We start from the raw sequence: 23,194 nt of genomic DNA on the forward strand, positions 1-23,194 counted from the left end.
CAGGCGAGCCGCGCGATCCGCCGTCGGCCACGCCCTTTACGCACCACCGCGGCCTCTAGGATGTCCCGCGTGAATCAACCGGCCGACACCGCACTGTCTCGCGTCACTTCCGCCCTGCGGTGCCCGGTCTGCCGGGAACCGCTGCGGCATGACGGCACCGCCCTGCGCTGTCCGACCGGACACGGCTACGACATCGCCCGCCAGGGCTACGTCTCACTGCTCACCGGCGGATCGCGGGCCAACACCGGCGACACCGCCGACCAGGTCGAACGCCGACAGCGTTTCCTCGCCAGGGGGCACTACGACCCCATCGCGAGCACGCTGAGCGACGCGATCGGCGACGTCTCCGGCCTGTGCGTCGACGCGGCCGGAGGCACCGGGCACTATCTGGCCACCGTGCTAGCCAGCCATCCCGGGCTGCTCGGGCTCAACCTGGATCTATCCACTTTCGCCGCGCGTCGGGCGGCCCGGGGGCATTCACGGTTGGCCTCCGTCCGCGCCGACGTCTGGCAGGATCTGCCCATACTCGACGGTCAGGCGGCCGTCGTGCTCAGCGTGTTCGGTCCGCGCAACGCCGCCGAGATCGCCCGCGTCCTGCGCGAGAGCGGACGGCTCGTCGTCGTCACTCCACGCGCGGACCACCTCCGCGAACTCGTCGAACCTCTTGGAATGATCAGCGTCGACCCGCGCAAGCGCGAACGACTCGACGAACAGCTGCGGGGCTTCACAACCGTCTCCCACACGGCCGTCCATCATCGTGCCGCGTTCACCCACGCGGACATCATCGATGACGTCCTCATGGGACCGAGCGCACACCACGTCGACCACGACGAGCTCGCCCGAGCGGTCGCCGCTCTGCCGGAACCTCTGACCGTCACCGTGTCCGTCGACGTCACCGGCTATGTGGTTCAGTGAGGCCATGACGAATGCATCGGCCCTGAAACGACAGCGCGCGAGCGACCTGACCGCCCGTTTCGGATGGCGCTACCTCTTGGGGGCACTGCGGACGATGGTGCCCGTCTCGTCGATGACCGACGGTGTCGAGGTCGCCGCCGTGGCGGTGGCCGCGTGCGGGGCCGACGTGTCGAGCCTGCGCGTCGATCTCCGCCCGACGCACGTGGATCTGACGCTGTACCCGCCGAGCATCACCGCCGTCACCGCCGTCGAAGCCCGCCTCGCAGGGACGATCACGGAGGCGCTCGACCGCGGTGGCTGGACGACGACGATGGAGGGTCCCCGATCGGTGCAGATCACAGAGCTGGCGATCGACGCGAGCGACCGGGACGCGATCCGACCGTTCTGGAAGGCCGCGCTCGGCTACGTCGACGAACCCACCCCGTCGGGCCAGGTGAACGCCATCGTCGATCCACTATGGCAGGGACCGGCGATCTGGTTCCAGACCATGGACCCGCCACGGACGGACCGCAATCGAATCCACTTCGACATCTGTGTCCCACATGATGAGGCCGAGCGGCGGGTGGCCGCCGCCCTCGCCGCCGGCGGTCGGCTCGTCTCGGACGCCGCCGCGCCGCGATTCTGGATCCTGGCCGACGCCGAGGGCAATGAAGCGTGCGTCACGACCTGGCAGGGCCGCGACTGACGAGGGACGCCCGGACGCGCCCCGAGAAGCCACAGTGGACTTCAGAGGTCGCCTCGGTGCGCGGGGCGGCCTGATCCGCGCGTCATGATCCGCGCCAACGCCATCCACACGGCGACGAAGTCGACCACGATCAGCACGTGGGCGGCGTGCTGCGCCCAGTACGAACGGACGAGTCCGTAGTCGCCGGAGCGCGCGGCGTAGAGCCAGGCCGCGTAGGCGTGCGGCACGAAGGCGACCGCGTACACGCCGAGCGCCGCCGCTACCGCGACACCCGCTCCGGCCCACGAACCCAGGGCGAACACGCCGACGACGACGCCCGCGAACACCACCGGCGCCATCACCGACCACGGAAGGGTCGAACACCACGGCCGCAGCAGTTGGAGGCACAGCTCCGTCGCCGAGATCGTGCCGACCCGCCCCGAGCGCCACACCCGCCAACTGCGACCGGCGCACATCAACCGGCCGTGCGCCCATCGGGTCCGCTGCCGCACCAGCGCGCCCCAGCCGGCGACGGCGTCCTGTTCCACCCACGCCGAGGTCGACGTACGGCAGCGCCAACCCGCCAGTGTCAGCGAGACCATGAGATCCAGGTCCGCCGCCAAGGAGTCACTCCACGGTTCAAGCCCGAGTTCCAGCAGCGCCGACAGGCGCGTGAACTGGCCGTTGCCGTTCAACACGACCGTCCCGAGCAGGTCCCGGCCATGCTGGGCGGTGGATGCCGTTCCCGCGACGCCGATGTCCTGAACTCGCGCGAAGAGCGTTCGGGGGTTCCGAATCCGGACGGGCAGCTGTGCCGCGCCCGTCCGATCATCGGCGAACAACGACCCGACGAGACGCGGCGCGTCGGGCGAGAGCCGTCCGGCGACGTCCAACACGCAGACCACGACACGCGCCGGATCCAACCCGCGCCGACGCACCTCGTTGACGACGTGCGGGAGCGCGTGGTTGAGAGCGGCGCTCCTCCCCTGGCGGGCCTGAGGTGGGCTCCTCCGAATCACGAACACCTCGGCGGCACCCGCCTCTTCGGCGATGGCCACGGTGTCATCAGTCGAACCGTCGTCGATCACCAGCACTCGACCGTCACCCGGTTGCGTCAACAAATGCTCGACGGTCCCGGCGATCACGGCCGCCCCGTCGACGCAGGGCACGAGATAGTAGACCGACAACGAGTCGTCGACATCGTCCACTTGGAGCGGACGTGCGCCGACGATGTTCCCCAGCACCTGAAGGGCCACGAAGCACACGATGCCGTAACCAAGGACGAGCATCACGACGATCCCGCCGACGGCGTTGAGAACGTCAAACACCGGCTCTCTCCTCATCTCGTTCTCGCCGAGGGAAACCGAGCCGACGCGCGACGGCGATCACCCCGGCGACGAGAACGAACAGGCCCACCGACTGGGCCAGAAATCCGAGCGCCGCGCGCACGACGTTCCCGGTGCGCTCGGCCGCGCCCTCGACGGTGACCAGTAGGACCACGAACAGCACGGCCGCGACGAGCAACACCCCCGCGCCGACTCTCGTCCCCACCCGATTCACGGTCTCCAACATAGGCACGCTGGTGCGCGTAGACCCGCGAACACGCGACTCGGGACGACGTTTTCCACGAACGTGGCCCTCGTGTCGGCCGCGCCCGACCGACGCGAGGATCTCTGGCCGCGACATCTACTGTGTCTCGTCTCAGGTGCGGCGCCTCGACACGATCGGCTTCCGCACCGCCAGACGGCGACCGCAGTGCGAAACAGACCTCGCCGAACGCCTCGTGTCGCGCCGAGACGGCGAGCGCGTCGCACACCAGACCGAGCAGCCTGTTCGCGCCGGGACCGATGAACAGCACCGCCGACGGGTGCGTGCCGACAGGGCGTGTCCGGTCCGCGAACCCGAAACGCCGAGCGTGTTCGCGGCCCGCACGATGCCGCGTGGACGAACCGGTATGAAGGCCGAGCACCGCCAATGAGGAGGACCGAGGCGACGTCGCCCATCGGCGTCGGGGACGCGTTGACGGACTCGACTCGTCACGACGAGCTCTCAGGTCGCGCGTCCATCGTCTGAGCGCAGGCGTCGAACTTCGGGCGACGCCAGTACCGCGACCGTGGCGACCGTGATGAGCACCGCGCACCCGAGCAGCGCCACGTCCACCCCGACGACCGCGGCCAGCGGACCCGCGACCGCCAACCCGATCGGCGCCAGGATCAGGGAACCGAGCATGTCCCACGAACTCACCCGCGATTGCGCGCCGAGCGGGACCAAACGCTGTACCGACGTCCGCCACAGCACCGCGAACACGTCCATGGCGACACCGGAGAGAAAGGCCGCGACGACGGTGACGACCAGGGGAAGGCCGACGCCCAACGTCGCCATCGGCATGGCCAGCCCGAGCACCGCCACCGCCGCGACCCGGATCGGGTATCGGGGTCGTACCCGAATCGCGACGACCGTCCCCGAGATCGTGCCGAGCGCCTGTGCCGACACGATGGCGGCCCAAGCGGGCGCGCCGAAGACCCCCTCGCTCAGCAGCGCCGGGCCGAGAACCCCCGCGTAGGCACTCGTGGCGGCGATGACCACGGAGAACTGGGCGGTCACGGCCCACAGCCACTGGCGCGAGAAGAACTCGCGAGCGCCCTCGGCGAGCTGGCCCCAGACGTTCGGCGCTCCGGTTCGCGCTCGCCGAGGCAGCCGGATGAACGCGACTAGGGCCGCGCTGACCACGTAGGACACCGCGTTGGCGGCCAAGGCCGCCGCCGGACCGACCAGGACGATCACTCCGCCGCCGATCGCGTATCCGGAGAGGCGGGCGACGTTCAGTCCGAGCCGGAGATAACCGTTCGCGGCTTGCCGCTGGGCCGCCGCGATCGCTTCGGGGACGACACCGTCGTAGGCGGGGACGAACATCGCCCCGGCGATACCCGTCGTCGCGGCCAGACCACACAACATCCACAATGGCGCATCGTTCATCGTGACGACGACCGCCAGACCTCCCCAGGCGCCCGCCGCGACGAGCTCGGCGACGATCATCGTCGTGACTCGGGAGAACCGGTCCGCTATGACGCCACCGACCAGGATGAGCAGTACCTGCGGAACCGCCTGACACGCAAGGACCCACGACAGCTCGCCGATCCCCGCGGACGGCAACGCGAGGACCCCGAAGGACAACGCCATCGGCCCGAGCGCGGTACCGATGACGGAGATGGTGCGCGAGGCCCACAGCAGAACGAAGGAGCGATTCCTCCAGAGTGGCGGTTCCGTCGGCGGGTCACCGGACACGGGGTGCTCACGATCAATGGAGGCCTCGACCATCGCCCGACCGTACTCCCTGCGCCGCAAGGACTCCGGACCGCGACCTTCGATAGTCGTCATTGGACACTGACGGAGGACGCCGCAGAGAACGCGACGATCCCATCGTTTGGTATCCCAAAACTCGGCAGGCTGCTAGCCTGATCGAATGAGTTCCGTGGAGATATCCACTGTGACCGAATCGGATCGTCGCCTGCTACGCCGTTGTGTCGCGCTCGCCCGCCTCGCCCTCGACGAGGGTGACGCCCCGTTCGGTTCCCTGCTGACGGACGCGTCCGGATCGGTGCTGTTCGTCGACCGCAACCGAACGGGCGGAGGGGACCCGACGCTGCACCCGGAGTTCGCGATCGCCCGGTGGGCGGCCGGCAATCTCGCACCGGACGAGCGCCGAAGCAGCGTCGTGTACACCTCCGGCGAGCACTGTCCGATGTGCAGCGCGGCGCACGCCTTCGTGGGGCTCGGGCGGATCGTCTACGCGTCGAGCACGGCGCAGTTGATCTCGTGGCGGCACAGCCTGGGCTTCACGGCCGCACCGGTCGCGGGGCTGCCGATCAACGTAGTCGCGCCGGACGTGCCCGTGTCGGGGCCGGATCCCTCGCTCTCCGAAGAGATCCGCGCGCTGCACGCCGAATTCCTCGGCCCGGCGGAAGACTGACGAGCGCGGTCACGACCGCCGCTTGTCGACCTCCGCCCGGCGACCGTTCTCGATGTGCTCCGCCACGAGGCCGAGCGTCCGTTCGACATCGCGGTCGGCGATCGCCGCGTAAAGCGCCGCGTGCTCGAGCGCGACCGCCATGAGGTCGTCGTGCTGAGCGAGCAGCCAGCGCATCCGCCCGCTCGTGGTGCGCCCGAGCTCGCTCAACAGCTCGTTGGCGGCCATCGAGGTCACCGTCTCGTGGAAGTCGGCCGCCGCTCGGCGCGCGGCGACGGCGTCGCCTCCCCGCGCGGCCTCCAGCTCGGCGTCGAGGTCGGCGCGAAGACGGTCGAGGCCCTCCCTGGTGCGGCGTTCGGCCGCGAGCCGGAACGTCAGCACCTCCAAAGCGGAACGGACCTCGTGCAGGTCGGCGACATCGGTGGGCGTGAACTCCCGAACGACCGCCCACGACCGGGGACGCGGCGTCACCAGACCTTCCGCCACAAGAGACTTCAGTGCGTCCCGGATCGGAAGTCGACTCACCCCGAGTTCGGCGGCGAGATCCCGTTCGACGAGACGGCTCCCCGGCGCGCGCGAACCGTCGATGATCTCGTCACGCAGCCGACGCGTGACCCGTTCCGACTCGGGTTCGAAAGGTTCGGGCTCCGTCATCCGACCATTCTCCCATCTCGTCGATCCCCGATTTTTGGTATACCATTTTTCGCCACGGCCCGTGTCGTCGTCCTCAGCGAACGGAGTACCCATGCGCGCTCGAACGAAACCCACCACCGCGATCGTCACCGCTCTGTTCACCGTGGGCGTGCTGGCCGGTTGCGCCGACGATCCGGCTCCCCGACCGTCGCCGGAGTCCCCTTCCGAGACCGCACAACCCTCCGCTCCCCCGTCGCTGAGCACGGAGGAGGCCGATGAACTGCTCCGCGACGCGGTCGCCGGCGGCGATGTCGACGCGGCCCTGCTCGCCATCGATGCGGGCGCCGACCTCGAACTCCGGGGCGAGGCGGGACGCACACCGCTCGTCGCGGCGACGAAGAAGAACCACGTCGATGTCGCGCTGGCCCTGTTGGAGGCGGGAGCCGACCCCAACGCGACCGACGACCTGCACGACTCCGCGTTCCTCTACGCCGGAGCCGAAGGACTCGACGACATCCTGGTCGCGACCTTGGAGCACGGCGCTGATGTCACGAGCCTCAACCGCTTCGGAGGGACCGCGTTGATCCCCGCGAGCGAACACGCCCACATCGACACCGTGCGCATACTCATCGACGCGGGCGTCCCGATCAATCACGTCAACGACAGCGGCTGGACGGCCCTGCACGAGGCGATCATCCTCGGCGACGGATCGGACGCGTACGTCACCGTCGTCGGAATGCTCCTCGACGCCGGCGCCGACCCGAACATCCCCGACGGTCACGGCGTCCTCCCCCGGCGCCTCGCCGAGGAACGTGGTTTCACCGCGATCGTCGCCGAGATCGATCGCGCGTCCTGACCGACGCCGCTCACCGACTCGACACGTCACCTTCGAGATTCGCGGCCATCCGCGCCAGCGTCGCGACGGTCCGCTCGTACTCGCCCGGTTCGAGACCCTCGACCAGCATCTCACGTGTGCGATTCACGCTGCCCCGCAACAATTCCAGCTCCGCGCGACCGATGTCGCTCAACGCGTGGCGATCGCCCGTCCGACCAACGAGGCCCCGCGCGTTCAGCGGGGCGAGTTGCGACCCCACATCCTCACCGGCGTCCTCGTCAAGGAACGGCGCGAGCGCCAGTTCGAGGTCCCGCACCGTCTGGTCGCCGCGCCGAAGCACGTTCAAGAGCTGCCACTGCCGACGACTGATTCCCCGATCCCCGATGGTCGCGGCGAACCGCTCGTCGATCAACCGGTTCAGCCGCGCCAGCAAGTGCCCGATGGGGACAGTTCGATGTGTCACGACGCATTCTCCTCCGAAAATATGTGTCAACTGACAACCAATGTAATATGACACACATGTACCGGCAAGACGGCGACCCGGCCGACCTCATCGAACGCGCGCTCGTCCGCATCCGGCGGGAACAACAGCGTCAACGACTGCACCGCAAGGAATCCGCCGCGCCAACCCCGGCGAACGCCGCGAAGTACCGGGCGTTGGACGCGCTCGACGCGGCCGACGGGCTGTCGATCTCCCAGCTCGCCGAGGCCATCGGCGTGGACCGTCCCCGGGCGAGCCGCATCGCCGCCGCGCTCATCGACGACGAGTTCGCCGCCCGAACCCACCGAGACGACGATGCCCGTGTCGTCGTCATCCACATCACCGAACCCGGTCGAACCATCGTCTCGCGAGTCCGCCGCACCCGACTGCACAATGTGGAGGAAGCGTTGGCGGAGTTCACTCCCGAGGAGGCCCACACCTTGGCCTCGCTCCTCGACCGCTTCATCACCGCCTGGCCGCGCTGAGCCCGCCCACCGACATCGCGTCCACCCACATCAGACAGTCGACGCCGACTCCGACTCCGCGGGGGAAGCGTCCCCGGGCGCGATCGCGCCCGCGATGCCGGGTGCCCGCGCATCGCCACGGAACTGGACGCCGTAGCGGAGTCCCGCGAACTCGTCGCCGTTCCATCAAACCGTTGGGAGCGCTTCGCCTTCCGGCCGTGTCGAGTTCGGGCAGTCAAGGCGCTCCGACACTGTGCGGAGGGTCACACGGTCGCGTGGAAAAACAGTATGGTCATACCGGGAACGCGCGTCCGGCTGGCCAGGCGTCGCACGCGGCAACTTCACCGCCCGCATCGAGTCGACGCGCCGCCCCGCTTGCCATCAACGTGCATAGCTTGCCCCTCAACAGATTGCGAGGTGACGCGCCGTGGCAATACCCATCGTGGGCGTTATCCGAGAACCGACACCCGGCGAACGCCGGGTATGTGTGACACCGGACGCCGTAGGTCGAATCCGTTCCGCGACGTCCGCCGAGGTGGTCGTCCAATCAGGGTCCGGCGCGGGAGCCCTCATCGCCGACGACGACTATCGAAAGGCCGAGGCCCAGGTCGTCGACACCGCCGCCGAGGTCTTCGACAAGGCGGACGTGATCGTCTGTCTGGACCCACCGGCCCCCGGCCTGCTGCGAGCGGGTCAGGTACTCGTCGGGATGCTGAGTCCCTTGTCGGCACCCGAGTCCATGGCCGACCTCGCCGGCCGCGGGGTGACGGCCATCAGCCTCGACATGCTGCCGCGCACGCTCAGCCGGGCGCAATCGATGGACGTGCTCAGTTCCCAGGCGAACATCGCCGGTTACAAGGCGGCCGTCCTCGCCGCCGACAACTACGGTCGATACTTTCCGATGTTGACGACGGCGGCCGGCACATCGACCCCCGCCACGGTCCTGATCCTCGGCACCGGTGTGGCCGGCCTGTCCGCGATCGGCACGGCACGGCGACTGGGAGCGGTCGTCACGGCGTACGACGTCCGTCCACAGTCCCGCGGAGAGGTCGAGTCGCTCGGCGCGAAGTTCCTGACCCTGGAGTCGGTGGCCTCGGCCGCCGGGGAGGGCGGGTACGCGCGAGCCCTCACCGACGACGAACGGGCCGCCCAGCAGCGCGAACTCAACGAACACATCGGACGGTTCGACGTCGTCATCACGACCGCGAAGGTCCCCGGCAAACGCCCGCCGCTGCTCGTCACGGCTGACGCCCTCGACCGGATGAAGCCGGGCTCGGTCGTGATCGACATGGCCGCCGGGCCGCTCGGCGGCAATGTCGAAGGCTCCGTACCGGAGGAGACGATCAAGCGTGGCGACGTCCTCGTCGTCGGCGCCGGCAACCTGCCGTCCGAGATGGCCCCGGCGGCTTCGCAGGCGTTGGGGCGCAACGTGTCCGCCGTCCTGACGCACCTGTTGGGCGACGGGGACCTCGAGTTCGATCTGTCCGACGAGATCAACGCGGGCATCGTCATCACCCACCAAGGCGCCGTGACTCACCCCGCGATCGCGGCGGCCCTCGCGCCGTCGTCCGAGACGAGCGAGAAAGGAGAACCGGCGTGAGTCTTGATCTGTTGACCGCTATCACCGTGTTCGTGCTGGCGGTCCTCGTCGGCTTCGAAGTGATCAGCAAGGTTCCTGCCACATTGCACACCCCGTTGATGTCGGGCGCCAACTCGATCCACGGCATCGTCGTCATCGGCGCGATGTTCATAAGCGCGACCGCCGACAACGCCTTCGGCTACGTCCTCGCGTTCGTCGCCATGGCCTTCGGCGCGATGAACGTCGTCGGCGGCTACGTCGTCACCGATCGCATGCTGCACATGTTCCGGGCGAAGCCCGGCAGTGACCCCAGTCGGGCGAAGCCCGGCAGTGACCCCAGTCGGGAGAAGCCCACAAAGGACACCCTCGCGCCGACGTCCGCGCCCACCCCGGGGGAGACGGCATGACCACCACCGAGACCATCATTCGATACGTCTTCCTGGCGGCCGCGGCCTGTTTCGTGTGGGGCCTCCACCTCATGAACTCGCCCGCGACGGCGAGGCGCGGAAACCTGCTGTCCGCAGGGGCGATGACCGTCGCCATCGGAGCGACCGCCGTCCTGCTCGCGGAGCGCGGCGCCGTCTCGGCGACCGGCTGGATCGTCATGTTGTGCGGCGCCGCGATCGGTTCCGCGGCGGGCCTGTATCTGGCGCGGTCGGTGGCGATGACGTCGATGCCGCAGCTGGTGAGCCTGTTCAACGCCGTCGGCGGTGGCGCGGCGGCGCTGATCGCCGTGGAACACCTGCTGCATGCGGCGGGCGGGGAGTCGCTCGGCGCGTCCATCACCGTTCCGGGCGCGCTCGACATCGTCATCGGCGCGGTCACGTTGACGGGTTCCGTGGTCGCCGCCGGGAAGCTCCAGGGCATCGTCCCGGGTCGCCCGATCATCTTCCCAGGTGCCCGTGTGTTGAACGTCGTGCTCGGCTTGTCCTTCGTCGTCGGCACCGTGTGGCTGGTGGCGGTCCCCCAGAGCATCGGCGCACTCGTGTTGCTGGTGGTCTCGGCGTCGGTGTTCGGCGTGACGATGGTCCTGCCGATCGGCGGCGCCGACATGCCCGTCGTCATCTCGCTGTTGAACGCCTTCACGGGCACCGCCGTCGCGATGGCCGGTTTCGTTCTCGGCGAGGTGGTCCTGATCGTCGCGGGCGCTCTGGTCGGCGCGTCGGGCGCGATCCTGACGAAGTTGATGGCGGACGCGATGAACCGGTCCATCGCGAACATCATCATCGGTGGTTTCGGCACGGGAGACGGCGACGCGATGGTGGACGGGCCCGCGGCGAGCGTGCGTTCCGTGTCCGTCGACGATGTCGCGATCCTGTTGGCGTACGCGCGCAAGGTCGTCGTCGTCCCCGGGTACGGTCTGGCCGCCGCGCAGGCGCAGCACGAACTCGCCGGACTGGCGGAGTTGCTGGAGGAGCACGGCGTCGAGGTGACCTACGCGATCCACCCCGTGGCGGGTCGCATGCCGGGGCACATGAACGTGCTCCTGGCGGAGGCGAACGTCCCGTATCCCGCGTTGCGGGAGATGGACGACATCAACCCGGACTTCCCGCAGGTCGATGTCGCCCTGGTGATCGGCGCGAACGACGTGACGAACCCGGCCGCGCGTCGCGCCGGGAACGCCATCTCGGGGATGCCGATTCTGGACGTCGACAAGGCCCGCAACATCGTCGTCATCAAACGCTCGATGGGCCACGGGTACGCCGGTATCGACAACGAGTTGTACGCGGATCCGAAGACGGGCATGTTCTTCACGGACGCGAAGAAGGGGCTGCTGTCGTTGACGGCGGCGGTGCGCACCTTCGTCGCTTGACGCACACACAACGAGAGCCGCCGCTCACCTGGTACCCGGTGAGCGGCGGCCGCGTCAGCGTTTGTTACTTGGTGCGACGCGTGGTCTTCTTGCCGCGCTCAGCGTCAGCGCGCTGCTCGGCCTGGCTGCGGGTCGTGTTCGGCTGACGGTTGCGGTCGGCCTCGGAGCGAGGCGCGTTGTCCTTCACGCGGGCAGCGTCCTGGCGAGCGCGGTTCGGCTGCTCGGCCTGGTTGGTCCGGGCCGCGGTGGGCCGCTGGGCGTCAGCGGGCCGCTTCTTCTCAGCGCGGTTGGACGACTCAGGCTTGCGATTGTTCGACATTCCATCCCCCGTAAGAGTGTTTGTCGCGATCTTCTCGATCGCCACCACGGACTTTAAGCACAGTCGCGGCGGATCGGGGCCGAACCGCCATTTCCTTGAAATAGAACGGAATCCGGGGTCCCTCTGGTATCACGGAGGCACTTTGGTCCCTAAGAACACACTCGTCGTCGGTCGGTCTCGGGTCCGTGCGTCCGCCCCTCAACGCATACATCGCGATCGATATACCTCTCGTTGACGAGGGCGTGGCGGACGGGAAGTCGGCTCGCCGGAGCGATGTGAGCCGGCACGGCGTCACGACCCTGAAGACCGTTCAGCTCGCTTCAGGGAAGCCTCAGCTCGACCCGGTAACGTCGACCGTGGGGAGGAGGCCGGAGGCCCCCGAGCCGGGTTCGACTGGTGCCCAGTCGTTCTCGCGAGCGCCTTCCCGCCACTCCGAAGCAGATGCTCATGCCGGTCGGTGGTCCCGTGATTCCCCAGCCTGGGAACGGAGACGGTGGTCGGCGGCGCCGAATCACCGATTCCCCCAAATCGGACCGAGAAACGTCGTTTCATGTCAAGTGGAGTCTCGGAGTCGTCGTGGTCCACACGACGGCGACACGACCGTGACACCAGCGCGCCCCCACCGGCGCCACAATCCACTTGGGAGGACGACATGTCAGCTCCGGTCGCAGTCGGATACGACGGCTCAGACCATGCCCGGGCCGCCGTCGACTACGCCGTCGCCGAAGCAAAGCAACGCAACCGACCGCTGCTGATCGTCCACGCGGCCGTGCTGCCGTTCATGACGGCATCCGCCCAGGCGGCGTTGTACTGGCCGAACGGTGACGTGACACGGCAAGCGCTCGACGACATGATGCGCGGCCTCGTCGACCAGATCGCCGAAGACGAGCCGAACCTGTCCATCCGGTACGAGGTCATCGACTCGGTGACGGCGGGCGCGACGATGGTCGAGGTGTCGCGCGAGTGCGAACTCATGGTCGTCGGGTCGCGTGGGCGAGGCGGCTTCACCAGTCTCCTGCTCGGTTCGACCAGCACTCAACTCGCCGCACACGCGCACTGCCCCGTCATCGTCATCCGCGACAGCGCGCCGGCCGGGCCGAATCACGGCTCGGTCGTCGTCGGAATCGACGGCTCGAGCCAGACCCAGGCGGTGTTGGAGTTCGCCTTCGAGACCGCGTCCCTGCGGCGAGCTCCGCTCGTCGCCATCCACGCGTGGCGGTACCCCGTCGTTCCCGACGACGCCATGCCGCTCGTGTACGACCCCGACGAACTCGCGACGACCGAGGGCACGATCCTGGCCGAGGCGCTCGCCGGGTGGCAGGAGCGTTTCCCGGACGTGAACGTGGAGCGGAAACTGATGCCGGGCAAGGCGACCACGATCCTGTTGGAGCAGGCTCGTGGTGCCAAACTGCTGGTGGTCGGGTCGCGGGGTCGCGGTGGCTTCGCGAGTCTGCTGCTCGGTTCGACGAGCGGTCATCTGCTTCATCACGCGGAGACCTGCGTCGCGGTCGTGCGCACGCGGGAGGACCAGTAGGTCGCGCGGTGCGGCGGGGCGGCTCGTGAGCCCCGCCGCACCGTGTCGCCGAGAAACGGTCCGATAGCCCGCTGTCAACAAGGCTCCCGGCATTGCACCTGTCTATTTGGAGACAGTTTCGTGGTCGACACGTCACTAATCTGATGCCATGAGCCGACAACCCCGTCACGACCTCGGAATCGGACGTCCCGCCGGTTGTCTTCGTTGAGATCCCGTTCCAGGTGGTCTTAGTCCCCGCAGGCTCGCCCCCATATCCCCCTTCGCTCCCCCGCGTCCGCGGGGTGCGCTGCCGCGCCCTGCGGCGTTCGAGAATGAGGTCGCATGTCAGTGCCCAGATCCCCGTCTATGGGAACCGTCGACAAGGCCGCCCTGCTGTTGGCGCATCTGGAGGCGCGGGCCGATTCGTGCGGCGTGTCGGAGCTCGCGCGGTCGACGGGCATCGCCAAGTCGACGGTGCACCGGCTGCTCGCGACGCTCGTGCGCAACGGCGTCGTCGAGCGCACTGACCGCAAGTACCGGTCGGCGTCCTCATCGGATTGGGCGGCGATCCGGGAACATCGATTCCGCAGGCTGGTCACGATCGTCAAACCGTTCCTTTTGCGGCTGTACGAACAGACGGGGCATTCGGCGTCGCTGGTGGCGCACCTCGCGACGCAGGCGCTGGTCCTGGACGTGGTGTATCCGGCGGCGTTCACGGAGACGATCCTGGCGACGACCGCCACAGTGGATCCCCACTGTTCGGCGAGCGGCAAGGTCCTGCTCGCGCACGACACGGGCTTCGCGAGGCGTTACCTGACCGCGGGCGGCCTGCGCGCGTACACGCCGCACACGCTGACCGATCCCGGGCGGCTCGCCGTCGAGCTGGCGGGGGTTCGGATTCGGGGCTACGCGGTCGACCGGCAGGAGCAGGTGTTGGGAATCGCGGCGGTTGCCGCGCCGCTGATCCACGCGGGCACGGCCTTCGGTTCGCTGAGCCTGGCCGGGCTGGTCGCACGGTTCCAACCGGACGACCACGCGAGTCTCCTGCGGCAGGTGGCGGTGGACGCGGCGGCCGCGGTCCGACGACACGGCCTGACGATGTGAGACATTCAGATGTTCCACGGTGCGGAACGTCGTCGCGGACATGTCGAATCCGCTCGGACTCGCTCCTAGCCTTGCGTTCATGTCCAGTGACATCGTCCACATCGTCGGTGACTGTTTCGGATCCTTTTGCGACGACAAGCGCGTCTTCACGGTGACCGGGGTCCTCATGGCCATCGAGGACGGGACCGCGATACTGGGTCGTCGCCTCGTCGCCGGGCAGGCGATCACCGCCGGCGACTGGGCGCGGGTCCGAGCCGCAGTCGTGTCCAGCGGCGAGGATCTGATCGTCGACGAGTCCCGTCCGACGTCTCCGGCGTGGCTCGGAACGCACAAGCAGCACGTCCACAATGTGCTCGTCTCGGATCTGCGGCCCGTCGGATCCGGTTATGTCGCCGCGCTGCACATCCATCCGGCCAACATCATGCTCGCCGACCGGGACACGGGCGCGCGGCATCTGCCCGGGATGTTGGAGGTCGAGGCGTGCCTTCAGATGGCGATGGCCACGACAGCCCGCTATCTGACGCCCGCGACACCGTCGGCCGCGTTCGTCACGAGCGCGACCGACATCAGATTCCGGACGTTCCTCTTTCCCTTGCCCGCCAGTCTTTCGCTGACCGTAGAGACCCGTTGGGAGCGAGACGACGGCCGCGTCGACCTCGATCTGTCCACTCAGATCATCCAGGGAGGGACGGTCGTGATGTCGATGGACTTCACAGCGATGACGTTGCCCGCCGTCGGCCTGACCGCCGTGGAGAACGCCCAGATCGACGCGCTGTCGGCCGCGATCGCCTCCGCCACCATCGAAAGGAAACATCCATGAACGCATTCGATCTCACCGGACGCCGGGCCCTCGTCACGGGGGCGTCGCGCGGGATCGGCGCGGCGATCGCGCTCGGTCTCGCCGAAGCTGGTGCCGACGTCGTCCTGGTCGCCCGTGACCAGGACGCCCTCGACCGTTCCGCCGCACGTGTCACCGAGACCGGCCGGGGCGCGACGACGATCGCCTGCGACGTCACCGACGCCGACTCCGTGGCCGCGAGGCTGGGCGACGTGGGCGACGTCGACATCCTCGTCAACAACGTCGGCGGCTTCGATTGTGTGGGGCCCTTCCTCGAATTGACGCCGCGCGACTGGAACGCGGGTTTCAGCCGCACCCTCGACTCGGCCGTGAACATGTTGCGCGCCGTCGGTCCCGCGCTCATCGCGCGCGGCGACGGCCGCGTCGTCAACATCGCCTCCGTCTCGGGGCTCGCCGGGGTACCGATGGTCGGCCACTACGCGGCGTCGAAGGCGGCGCTGATCTCGCTGACCAGGACGCTCGCCGTGGAGTGGAGCGCGCACGGCGTCCGCGTCAACGCGATCGCTCCCGGATGGATTCGCACCGAGCTGACCCAGGCCTTCCACGGCGCTCCTCAGGTCTCGGACGTCCTGCTGTCCGATGTGCCACAGAACGATTGGGGCACACCAGAAGACGTCGCCGGAGCGGTCGTCTACCTCGCCTCCGACGCCGCTCGCATGGTGACCGGCGCGTGTCTCACCGCCGACGGTGGCCTGCTCGCGCAACCCGGCGGGCCCGCGCTGCGGAACCTTCTCCACCTCGGACGCATCGAACTCCCTTAAGGATGGTAGTCGTGAACTCGACCCCGACCGACACCGCGATCGCCCTCGTCGCGGAGATCCTGGAACGCGACGCCGCCGAGATCAGCGTCGACGCCCACTTCGCCGACGATCTCGACGCCGACTCGCTCAACCTCGTCGAGATCGCCGCAGCCCTCGAAACGGAGTTCGGGCTCGAATTCGACCCCGACCATCCGCCCACGTCGTTGCGGCAGGCCCTCGACCTGATCCCTCCGAGACCGGAATGAACCGCCGCGTCGTCGTGACCGGCGCGGGTCCGGTGAGCTGCGTCGGCGTCGGACGAACGGAGTTCACGGCGGCATTGCGCGAGGGTCGAAGCGGCCAAGGCCCGATCACCTCCTTCGATCCGACCGGTTTCGCGCACTGGAACGCCTGCGAGATCACCGACTTCGATCCGCGTCGGTGGCTCACCGTCGGCGAACCGGGTCAGGTCGGTCGTGCGACCGCCTTCGCCGTCGCCGCCGCGCGGTTGGCGCTCGACGACGCGAGGATCGACGTCGACGCGTTGGCGAGGCGTCCGGTCCTCGTCGCGGTCGGCACCTGCGACGGAGAAGCGGCGGAGCTCGACTCACTCGCGGCGACCTCACTGCGAAGCGGTCTCGATGCCTTGTCGCCCGGCGATTCGGTCCGCGCGGCACCCGCCCAACTGTCCATTCGCGTCGCCATCGAGCTCGGACTGTCCATCGTCGAACCCGTCACGATAGGCACCGCCTGCGCCGCGGGAAACTACGCGATCGGATACGCCTTCGACGCGATCCGCTCGGGCGACGTCGACATCGCTCTGTGCGGGGGCGCCGAAGCCCTGTCGCGCAAACTGTTCGCCGGTTTCTATCGCGTCGGGACGATCGCCTCCGACGCGTGCCGCCCATTCGACGCCGATCGGCAGGGAATCCTCACCGGGGAGGGCGCGGGAATACTGGTCCTCGAGGACCGTTCCGCCGCGATCGCCCGGGGTGCCCCGATCCTCGCGGAGATCATCGGCTTCGGGCTAGGCTGCGACGCCGTCCACCCGGTCGCCCCCGACACCGCCAGTGTCGCCGAGACGATCCGCACGGCCCACCGCGACGCCGGAATCGCGCCCGGCGACGTCGACCTGATCTCCGCGCACGGCACCGGAACCCGCCTCAACGACACCACCGAGGTCGCGGCGATCCGCGAGGTGTTCGGGCCCGCACCGCCGCCGACGATATCGATCAAATCGATGATCGGGCACGCGATGGGCGCCGCGTCGGCGATAGCCGCGATCGCGTCCATCACCGCGATCACCGCCGGTTTCCTACCGCCGACGATCAACCACCGTACAACCGATCCACTGTGCCCCATCGACTGCGTGCCGAACGACGCGCGACCGGCGACCGTCCGCGTCGTCCAGAACAACGGGCTCGCGTTCGGAGGCAACAACGCCGTGATCCTACTGCGCGCACACTCCACACCCGACAACTCAGGAGACAACATGACCCCGAGGAATCCGCACCCGTTCGACGCCCCGCCGAGACCCGTCCACCCGTCGAGTCCGTCATGACCGGACTCGCCATCATCGGTCACACCATACGATCCCGATTCGGCACCGGCACCGACGCGCTCCTCGACGCGCTCTCCCGCCCCGCCGACGCGACGCCGCTCGCGACCGACTTCGACCTGCGCGGTGAGCTGAGCGGCAAGGGAACCCGGTCGATGGACCGCGCGACGGGCCTCGCCGTCACCGCCGTCGCGGACCTCCTCGACGCCACCGGACCGAGGCCACGGCCCGAACGGACGGCGGTCGTGCTCGGCACCAGTTACGGCAGCGCCGAGACGTCGTTGTCCTTCGTCCGGTCGTCGCTGTCCCGCCCCAAGCCGTATCTCGTCGACCCGGGACGATTCCCGGTCACGATCATGAACTACGCGGCCGGCCAGTGCGCCATCCGGCATGGACTGACCGGCCCCAACACGACCATCGCCGGTGGACGGACGGCGATGCCGCTGGTCCTCCAGTACGCGCGGCGGCTTCTCGTGGCCGGACGCGCCGACGACGTCCTGTGCGGCGTCACCGAGGAACTCACCCCCGAGCGCGCCGCGTTGGAACGCCGCGACCCGCCGACGGGCATTCCCGTCAGCGAGGGCTGCGTCATGCTTCACGTGCGCCGACCCGCCTACGACCTCGCGGTACCGCGCGTGTCGGCCGTCGCCACCGTTCTCGCCCGGCCCGGAGGCAACACGGAAGCCGTGCGCACGTGCGTCACCCGGGCCCTGCGGCAGGCGGGCGCGTTCCCGAGTGACGTCTGGGCCGTGGCGACGTCCGGGGCCCTCGATGGAACCGGCGCGGCGGAAGCGGCCGGACTCAACGAGGCGCTCGGCGTGCCGGGGCCGCGTCGCGTCGCCGTCCACCGTCATCTGGGCGACACCTCGGCGGCGTCCGGCGGGTTCGCGCTCGTGACGCTCCTGGCGATGGCGGCGCGCGACGACGCCCCCGACGGGTCGGCGCTGCTCGTCACGAGCCTCGACCCGAACGGTGTGGCGGCGTGCGTCGTCCTCGGCGGTTCCCCATGAGCGCCTGGGGAATCGTCGGCACGGGACACCACCTACCGGACCGCGTCGTCGACAACGAGGAGGTGGCGCGCGACCTCGGGATCCCCGCCGAGTGGATCGTCCGCTCCACCGGAATCCACACCAGACGACGCGCGGCGCCCCACGAGGCGTCCTCCGATCTCGCCGCGGCCGCCGCGCGAGCCAGCCTCCTCGACAGTGGACGCGACGTCGCCGACGTCGGACTCATCGTCGTCGGAACGTCCACCCCCGACGAACTCGGGCCGTCGACGGCGTGCCGAGTCCAGGCGTCACTGGGGGCCGCGGGCGCCGCCGTCGACATCGGAGCCGCCTGCGCCGGATACCTGTTCGGTCTCCAGTTCGCGTGCGGTTGGCTCTCCGCGAACCCCGACGCGGGCTGCGCGGTCGTCATCGGCACCGAGGTCTACTCGCGATTCCTCGACCCCCGCGACCGCACGACCGCCGTCCTGTTCGGAGACGGCGCGGGCGCGACCGTCATCGACCGGGCGCCCGACGGGCACGGCATCCGCTCGATCCGTCTCGGTTCCGACGGCACCGGCGCCGACCACGTCCTCATTCCCGCAGGGGGAAGCCGACGCCCCGCCGACGCGTCCACCATCGCCGACGACGCCCACCGCATCCGCATGGACGCCTCGGCCGTCCGCGACGACATCCGCACCGTCCTCCCCCGCCTCATCGCCGACGCGCTGACCGAGCACGCGGTCGGCCTCGACGACCTCGACCTGCTGATCCCCCACCAGCCCAACCCCCGCACGCTCCGCATCGTCGCCGACCACACCGGAATGCCATTGGACCGGATCGTCATCGTCGGCGAGGACATCGGCAACATCGGTGCCGCGTCGATCCCCACCGCGCTCGACATCGCGGCCCGCGGCGGTCGCGTCCGCGCCGGCGACACGGCCCTCCTGATCGCGATCGGCGCGGGCATGACGTGGGGCCGAGTGTGGTTGCGATGGCATGACACAAAGGACACGACTCCATGACCGACACCCTCGCCGACGCGCTCTCCGCGTTCGTACGCGGTCCCTCCAACGCCGACACCCGAAACCGACTCCGCGCCCTCTTCCAGGACCCGATCTTCCGCCAACGCCCCGGACTCACCCCGGCGCAGAGACATCAGCTGACATATCGACGACTCCACCACCTCATCGACGCGGGCATCGTCCCCGACAAGCGGTTCTTCGCCGACCCCACGAGCCTGTGCGACGTCATGGCCTGGGCGGCGGCGACCGACCCGGCCCTGTTCCACACGATGAACCTGCATCACTGTCTCTTCGCGGGCACGGTCGCCGCCAACAGCGACGACCCCGACCGCGACCTGCGGCATGCCCGGACCGCGTCCGGCGCGTTCCTCATGACGGAAGCCGGACGCAGCAACAGCCACCTCGCGATCGCGACCATCGCGCGATACGACCGGGAGAACGGCGACTTCGTGCTCTCCACGCCCGCCCCGCACGCCACCAAGTACCCCACGAACGCCGGCCATCCCGACGTCGCGACGACCGCCGTCGTCTTCGCGCGCCTGCTCACCGACGAGCGCGACCACGGCGTGTTCACCTTCATCGTGCCCTTGCGCACCGAGACCGAGGTCCACACCGGAGTCCGCATCAAGCCGACCGTCGGTACCTCCGGACTCGACCTGGACTACGCGACCGTCGCCTTCGACGACGTACGCGTCCCGTACGACAGGTGGCTGTCCGACGGCGCCCACATCGACGACGACGGTCGCCTCCACGATCCGATCGCGACGCCGACGACCCGACTCAGTCGATCCCTCGCCGCCGCGCCGCACGTCTGGCGCGCGTCCATCGCCGCCGCGACCGCCGTCACGCAATCCGCTGTCTCCCAAGCGATCCAGCATTCACGCCATCGCGTCACGGCCGCCGGCCTCGCGCCGGGCCAACCGATCCTCGGATACCGCACCCAGCGACTCTCCCTCATGGGCGCGCTCGCCGACGGCTACGCGCTGACCTCGATCGCCAACGCCGTCAAGGGCGACACGCTCACCGCGGACGACCTGGGCTCCTCGTCCGGCCAAGCATGGGCGCCATGGTCAACGGTCGACCGCTACCTGCCCCTGTTGAAGGCCGTGACCGTCGACCTCGCCAGCACCATCGTGGACGAATGCCGGGAGCGCTGCGGCGCCATCGCGTTCACGGGGACGGACCTGTTCAATCAGTATCGCGGTCTCACCCACGCGTACCGCTCGGCCGGGGGCGACAACCTGATCACTCGGCTCGACATCGCGCGGATGCTTGTCGAGGCCGCGCTGGCCGACGGCCACGCGCCCGATCGATCGGACGTCGGCGACCTCGGCGCGAATCCGATCGGACTCGCCCGCGAGTGCGAGAACCGTCTACTGTCGATACTCATGGATCGGGTGGGGCGAGCGCGATCCGCAGGGGTTGACGAGTTCGGCGCGTGGAACGAGTGGTTGGACCTGGCGGAGGCGCTCGCGTACGTCCATGGGGACAGGATCGTCATGGAGTTGATGGGCGCGGCGGTGGCGGCCCGACCCGAAGGGAGGGCCGTTCTCGCCGACCTCTCGGCGCTGCATCAGCATCGGTGGATCTCGCGTCGGGCCGAAGTCATCGCCAACTGTGGCCTGATGGACGCCGCTCTGACGGAGTGGTCACGGACGGAACGGAACCGACTGAGTGACCGGCTCGCGGACGACGCGGCGGTCCTCATCGGCGCCTTCGACATGCGCGACGACATACTCGACAGTCCGCTGGCGGCGGACGATCCTCTGACGGCGCTGCTGACTCCCCGACGGCAGTGGACCTGACCACGGCCCGTCCGCGCCACCCGTGGCGAGGTGGCGCGGAACTGCCGGGGTCATCAACGTCCGGATTCGACGCCGTGGCCGAGCGTCGACCACACGTCGGTCACGCTGTCGTACGTTCCTTCGGGTAGTTTCTCCAGCTCCATCGTCACCGGACGTGGCGCGTTCGCCATGTCGGCGGCGGACTGGATCTGGACGTCCGTCGCGGGGAACAGTCCCGTCGGGAGGTATCGGGCCATCTCGTAACGACCGTCGACGTCGCTCTCGGTCATACCCTTCGGCGTTCCACCGGTTCGCGGTTCGACGTCCATCGGCCCACCCGGTTCGTCGTCGACGGGAAGCTCGGGTTCGCGCCATTGTCCGGCGCGCGACGCCTCGCCCGGTCGTAGCACGCGCGACTCGTCGGCGAGCTCCTCGTCTATACGTGGAGAGTGTTCACTGTTGCCTCGGATCATCGTCGTCACCTCCATCATTGCGATTACCCGACCCGGGCCTCCGTCAAACTCGGCTCTCGGGTGGCGGCTCGTCCGGTCCGGCTAGCCCACACGACGGCGACGAGGAGCGCGGCGACGAGGAAGCCCGTCGCGACGGTGAAGCCGAGTTGGTAGCCGTCGTTGAGCGCGGTGCGCTCGGCGAGGCCGGCGGCGAGCCCGGATCGGGTACGGGCGGCGGCGACGGCGCCGAGCACGGCCAGCCCCACCGCTCCACCGACCTGCTGCGTCATCGTGAACAGCCCGGAGGCGACGCCCGAGTCGGCTGCGGAGACTCCCGACATGCCGAGTGCCATGAGCGCCGGCATCGTGACCGCGAAGCCGAGGGCGGCGAGCGTCATCGCCGGGAGCACGTCGACGACGAAGGAACCGTCGACACGAATCCGTGTGAACAGGACGAAGCCGAGCGTCAACACGGGCAGCCCGATGAGGACGAGGCGGCGCGGGCCGATGGCGTCGAGGAGAACGGGCGCGATCGTGAGTGACACGACCGCGATGGTCAGCGGCGCAGGGAGGAACGCGAGGCCGGAACTCAGGGCGTCGAGTTCGAGCACTCGGCCGAGGTACATGACCGTGAAGAACATGAAGCCGAACAGGGCCGCGACCATGAGTGCTTGGACGAGGTTCGCGGTGATGATCGATCGATCACGCGTGATGGACGACGGGATGAGCGGTGTGCGGGCGCGGCGCTGTCGGGCGACGAAACCCGCGAGCAGCAGGGCCGTCGTCGCGCCGCCGGCCACCGTGTGGATCGACCACCATCCGTGCCGTTCGGTTTCGATGAGGGTGTAGACGGCCAGCATGATTCCGGTCGTGACGAGCACGGCGCCGAGCAGGTCGACGCCGGAACGTAGGCCGGGTCCGCTGTCACGAGGCACGACTCGCAAGGCGAGTGCGATGACCGCGATTCCGATGGGGACGTTGATGAGGAAGATCCACGGCCAGCCGAGGGTGTCGGTGAGGATGCCGCCGATGACGGTGCCGAGTGCCCCGCCACCCGCCGACGCGAAGCCGAAGGCGCCGATGGCGCGGGTCCTCGCTCGGTCCCCGGGTGCGAGCGTGACGACCATGCCGAGCAGGCCCGCGGAGGTGACGGCGCCGGCGGTGCCCTGTGCGAATCGGGCGAGGAGGAGGTCCGTCTGACCGGTCGCGTATCCGCACCAGATCGAGGTGGCGACGAACGCCGCGATTCCGATGAGGAATACGTCGCGGCGGCCGAGGAGGTCACCGAGTCGGCCCGCGAGCAGGAGGAACCCGCCGAACGGGACGACGTAGGCGTTGACCGTCCACACGAGCGTCGACGGGGAGAAGCCGAGGTCGTCGCCGATCGCGGGCAGAGCGATCGTGACTATGTTCTGGTCGAGGACGATCATGACCTGTGCGACGCACAGGACCGCGATGGCGAGTAGCGAGCGCCTGGTCGATTCGGATGGGGTTGACATGACT

25 protein-coding genes are annotated in these 23,194 nt (G+C 69.0%); 17 read left to right on the top strand and 8 right to left on the bottom strand.

Features of this window, described 5'->3' with window-relative positions; genetic code table 11:
- The first annotated feature begins 69 nt into the window (after nt 1–69).
- Entirely contained in the window at nt 70–915 is an 846-nt protein-coding gene (locus tag ACM9NP_RS00375) for a putative RNA methyltransferase (protein WP_415644500.1), read from the top strand.
- Between the two features lie 4 nt (nt 916–919).
- Nucleotides 920–1,600, top strand: coding sequence for a VOC family protein (locus tag ACM9NP_RS00380; protein ID WP_415644501.1), 681 nt, complete (start codon nt 920–922; stop codon nt 1,598–1,600).
- Nucleotides 1,601–1,641: 41 nt separating this feature from the next.
- On the opposite strand, the gene ACM9NP_RS00385 is transcribed toward ACM9NP_RS00380, so the two are convergent.
- The 3 genes from ACM9NP_RS00385 to ACM9NP_RS00395 all read right to left on the bottom strand — a co-directional run bounded on the left by ACM9NP_RS00385 (nt 1,642) and on the right by ACM9NP_RS00395 (nt 4,897).
- A complete protein-coding gene (locus ACM9NP_RS00385; protein ID WP_415644502.1) occupies nt 1,642–2,907 on the bottom strand; it encodes a glycosyltransferase family 2 protein in 1,266 nt (421 codons plus the stop codon).
- Nucleotides 2,900–3,130, bottom strand: coding sequence for a hypothetical protein (locus ACM9NP_RS00390; RefSeq protein ID WP_415644503.1), 231 nt, complete (start codon nt 3,128–3,130; stop codon nt 2,900–2,902). The genes ACM9NP_RS00385 and ACM9NP_RS00390 overlap by 8 nt, the downstream gene beginning before the upstream one ends.
- A 498-nt stretch (nt 3,131–3,628) precedes the next feature.
- On the bottom strand, nt 3,629–4,897 hold the full coding sequence (locus ACM9NP_RS00395; RefSeq protein ID WP_415644504.1) for an MFS transporter: 1,269 nt from the start codon (nt 4,895–4,897) through the stop codon (nt 3,629–3,631).
- Between the two features lie 145 nt (nt 4,898–5,042).
- Between ACM9NP_RS00395 and ACM9NP_RS00400 the strand changes: the two genes are divergently transcribed.
- Nucleotides 5,043–5,549, top strand: a complete 507-nt coding sequence (locus ACM9NP_RS00400; RefSeq protein WP_415644505.1) for a nucleoside deaminase — start codon at nt 5,043–5,045, stop codon at nt 5,547–5,549.
- A gap of 9 nt (nt 5,550–5,558) precedes the next feature.
- Here ACM9NP_RS00400 and ACM9NP_RS00405 read toward each other — a convergent pair whose 3' ends face one another.
- Complete coding sequence (locus ACM9NP_RS00405; RefSeq protein WP_415644506.1) at nt 5,559–6,200, bottom strand: GntR family transcriptional regulator; 642 nt, start codon at nt 6,198–6,200, stop codon at nt 5,559–5,561.
- 91 nt (nt 6,201–6,291) lie between these two features.
- Here ACM9NP_RS00405 and ACM9NP_RS00410 point away from each other — a divergent pair, with 91 nt between their 5' ends.
- Nucleotides 6,292–7,035, top strand: a complete 744-nt coding sequence (locus ACM9NP_RS00410; RefSeq protein WP_415644507.1) for an ankyrin repeat domain-containing protein — start codon at nt 6,292–6,294, stop codon at nt 7,033–7,035.
- A gap of 10 nt (nt 7,036–7,045) precedes the next feature.
- Here the strand turns inward: ACM9NP_RS00410 and ACM9NP_RS00415 are convergent, their stop codons facing one another.
- Complete coding sequence (locus ACM9NP_RS00415; RefSeq protein WP_415644508.1) at nt 7,046–7,477, bottom strand: MarR family transcriptional regulator; 432 nt, start codon at nt 7,475–7,477, stop codon at nt 7,046–7,048.
- Between the two features lie 56 nt (nt 7,478–7,533).
- On the opposite strand from ACM9NP_RS00415, the gene ACM9NP_RS00420 reads away from it, so the two are divergent.
- The 4 genes from ACM9NP_RS00420 (at nt 7,534) to ACM9NP_RS00435 (ending at nt 11,351) form a co-directional block, all read left to right on the top strand.
- A complete protein-coding gene (locus ACM9NP_RS00420) occupies nt 7,534–7,980 on the top strand; it encodes a MarR family winged helix-turn-helix transcriptional regulator (protein ID WP_415644509.1) in 447 nt (148 codons plus the stop codon).
- 406 nt (nt 7,981–8,386) lie between these two features.
- Nucleotides 8,387–9,559, top strand: coding sequence for an NAD(P) transhydrogenase subunit alpha (locus ACM9NP_RS00425; protein ID WP_415644510.1), 1,173 nt, complete (start codon nt 8,387–8,389; stop codon nt 9,557–9,559).
- Nucleotides 9,556–9,945 carry an NAD(P) transhydrogenase subunit alpha part 2 gene (locus ACM9NP_RS00430; protein ID WP_415644511.1) on the top strand — a complete coding sequence of 130 codons (390 nt, stop codon included), beginning with the start codon at nt 9,556–9,558 and terminating at the stop codon, nt 9,943–9,945. Before ACM9NP_RS00425 ends, ACM9NP_RS00430 begins: the two co-directional genes overlap by 4 nt.
- Nucleotides 9,942–11,351 (top strand): NAD(P)(+) transhydrogenase (Re/Si-specific) subunit beta, encoded by a 1,410-nt coding sequence (locus ACM9NP_RS00435; protein WP_415644512.1) that lies wholly within the window; start codon nt 9,942–9,944, stop codon nt 11,349–11,351. The genes ACM9NP_RS00430 and ACM9NP_RS00435 overlap by 4 nt, the downstream gene beginning before the upstream one ends.
- A 64-nt stretch (nt 11,352–11,415) precedes the next feature.
- Here ACM9NP_RS00435 and ACM9NP_RS00440 read toward each other — a convergent pair whose 3' ends face one another.
- Entirely contained in the window at nt 11,416–11,670 is a 255-nt protein-coding gene (locus ACM9NP_RS00440) for a hypothetical protein (protein ID WP_415644513.1), read from the bottom strand.
- 652 nt (nt 11,671–12,322) lie between these two features.
- Here ACM9NP_RS00440 and ACM9NP_RS00445 point away from each other — a divergent pair.
- The 9 genes from ACM9NP_RS00445 to ACM9NP_RS00485 all read left to right on the top strand — a co-directional run bounded on the left by ACM9NP_RS00445 (nt 12,323) and on the right by ACM9NP_RS00485 (nt 21,260).
- Nucleotides 12,323–13,204, top strand: a complete 882-nt coding sequence (locus ACM9NP_RS00445) for a universal stress protein (protein WP_415644514.1) — start codon at nt 12,323–12,325, stop codon at nt 13,202–13,204.
- A gap of 321 nt (nt 13,205–13,525) precedes the next feature.
- Nucleotides 13,526–14,287 (top strand): IclR family transcriptional regulator, encoded by a 762-nt coding sequence (locus ACM9NP_RS00450; RefSeq protein ID WP_415644515.1) that lies wholly within the window; start codon nt 13,526–13,528, stop codon nt 14,285–14,287.
- 79 nt (nt 14,288–14,366) lie between these two features.
- A complete protein-coding gene (locus ACM9NP_RS00455) occupies nt 14,367–15,107 on the top strand; it encodes an AfsA-related hotdog domain-containing protein (protein WP_415644516.1) in 741 nt (246 codons plus the stop codon).
- Nucleotides 15,104–15,907: an SDR family NAD(P)-dependent oxidoreductase gene (locus ACM9NP_RS00460; protein WP_415644517.1), complete on the top strand. Its 804-nt coding sequence runs from the start codon at nt 15,104–15,106 to the stop codon at nt 15,905–15,907. Before ACM9NP_RS00455 ends, ACM9NP_RS00460 begins: the two co-directional genes overlap by 4 nt.
- Before the next feature lie 11 nt (nt 15,908–15,918).
- The gene (locus tag ACM9NP_RS00465) at nt 15,919–16,152 is read left to right on the top strand and encodes an acyl carrier protein (protein ID WP_415644518.1); all 234 of its coding nucleotides are present in this window, start codon (nt 15,919–15,921) and stop codon (nt 16,150–16,152) included.
- On the top strand, nt 16,149–17,447 hold the full coding sequence (locus ACM9NP_RS00470) for a beta-ketoacyl-[acyl-carrier-protein] synthase family protein (protein ID WP_415644519.1): 1,299 nt from the start codon (nt 16,149–16,151) through the stop codon (nt 17,445–17,447). The genes ACM9NP_RS00465 and ACM9NP_RS00470 overlap by 4 nt, the downstream gene beginning before the upstream one ends.
- On the top strand, nt 17,444–18,454 hold the full coding sequence (locus ACM9NP_RS00475) for a beta-ketoacyl synthase N-terminal-like domain-containing protein (RefSeq protein WP_415644520.1): 1,011 nt from the start codon (nt 17,444–17,446) through the stop codon (nt 18,452–18,454). Before ACM9NP_RS00470 ends, ACM9NP_RS00475 begins: the two co-directional genes overlap by 4 nt.
- A complete protein-coding gene (locus ACM9NP_RS00480; protein WP_415644521.1) occupies nt 18,451–19,455 on the top strand; it encodes a 3-oxoacyl-ACP synthase III family protein in 1,005 nt (334 codons plus the stop codon). The genes ACM9NP_RS00475 and ACM9NP_RS00480 overlap by 4 nt, the downstream gene beginning before the upstream one ends.
- Nucleotides 19,452–21,260 carry an acyl-CoA dehydrogenase family protein gene (locus ACM9NP_RS00485; protein ID WP_415644522.1) on the top strand — a complete coding sequence of 603 codons (1,809 nt, stop codon included), beginning with the start codon at nt 19,452–19,454 and terminating at the stop codon, nt 21,258–21,260. The genes ACM9NP_RS00480 and ACM9NP_RS00485 overlap by 4 nt, the downstream gene beginning before the upstream one ends.
- 53 nt (nt 21,261–21,313) lie before the next feature.
- Here ACM9NP_RS00485 and ACM9NP_RS00490 read toward each other — a convergent pair whose 3' ends face one another.
- Together ACM9NP_RS00490 and ACM9NP_RS00495 are read right to left on the bottom strand one after the other, a co-directional pair.
- Nucleotides 21,314–21,730 carry a DUF2795 domain-containing protein gene (locus ACM9NP_RS00490; RefSeq protein ID WP_415644523.1) on the bottom strand — a complete coding sequence of 139 codons (417 nt, stop codon included), beginning with the start codon at nt 21,728–21,730 and terminating at the stop codon, nt 21,314–21,316.
- Between the two features lie 5 nt (nt 21,731–21,735).
- Entirely contained in the window at nt 21,736–23,190 is a 1,455-nt protein-coding gene (locus ACM9NP_RS00495; protein WP_415644524.1) for an MFS transporter, read from the bottom strand.
- Between the last annotated feature and the right edge of the window lie 4 nt (nt 23,191–23,194).

Source organism: Stackebrandtia soli (genome assembly GCF_965137155.1).
GTDB lineage: Bacteria > Actinomycetota > Actinomycetes > Mycobacteriales > Micromonosporaceae > Stackebrandtia > Stackebrandtia soli.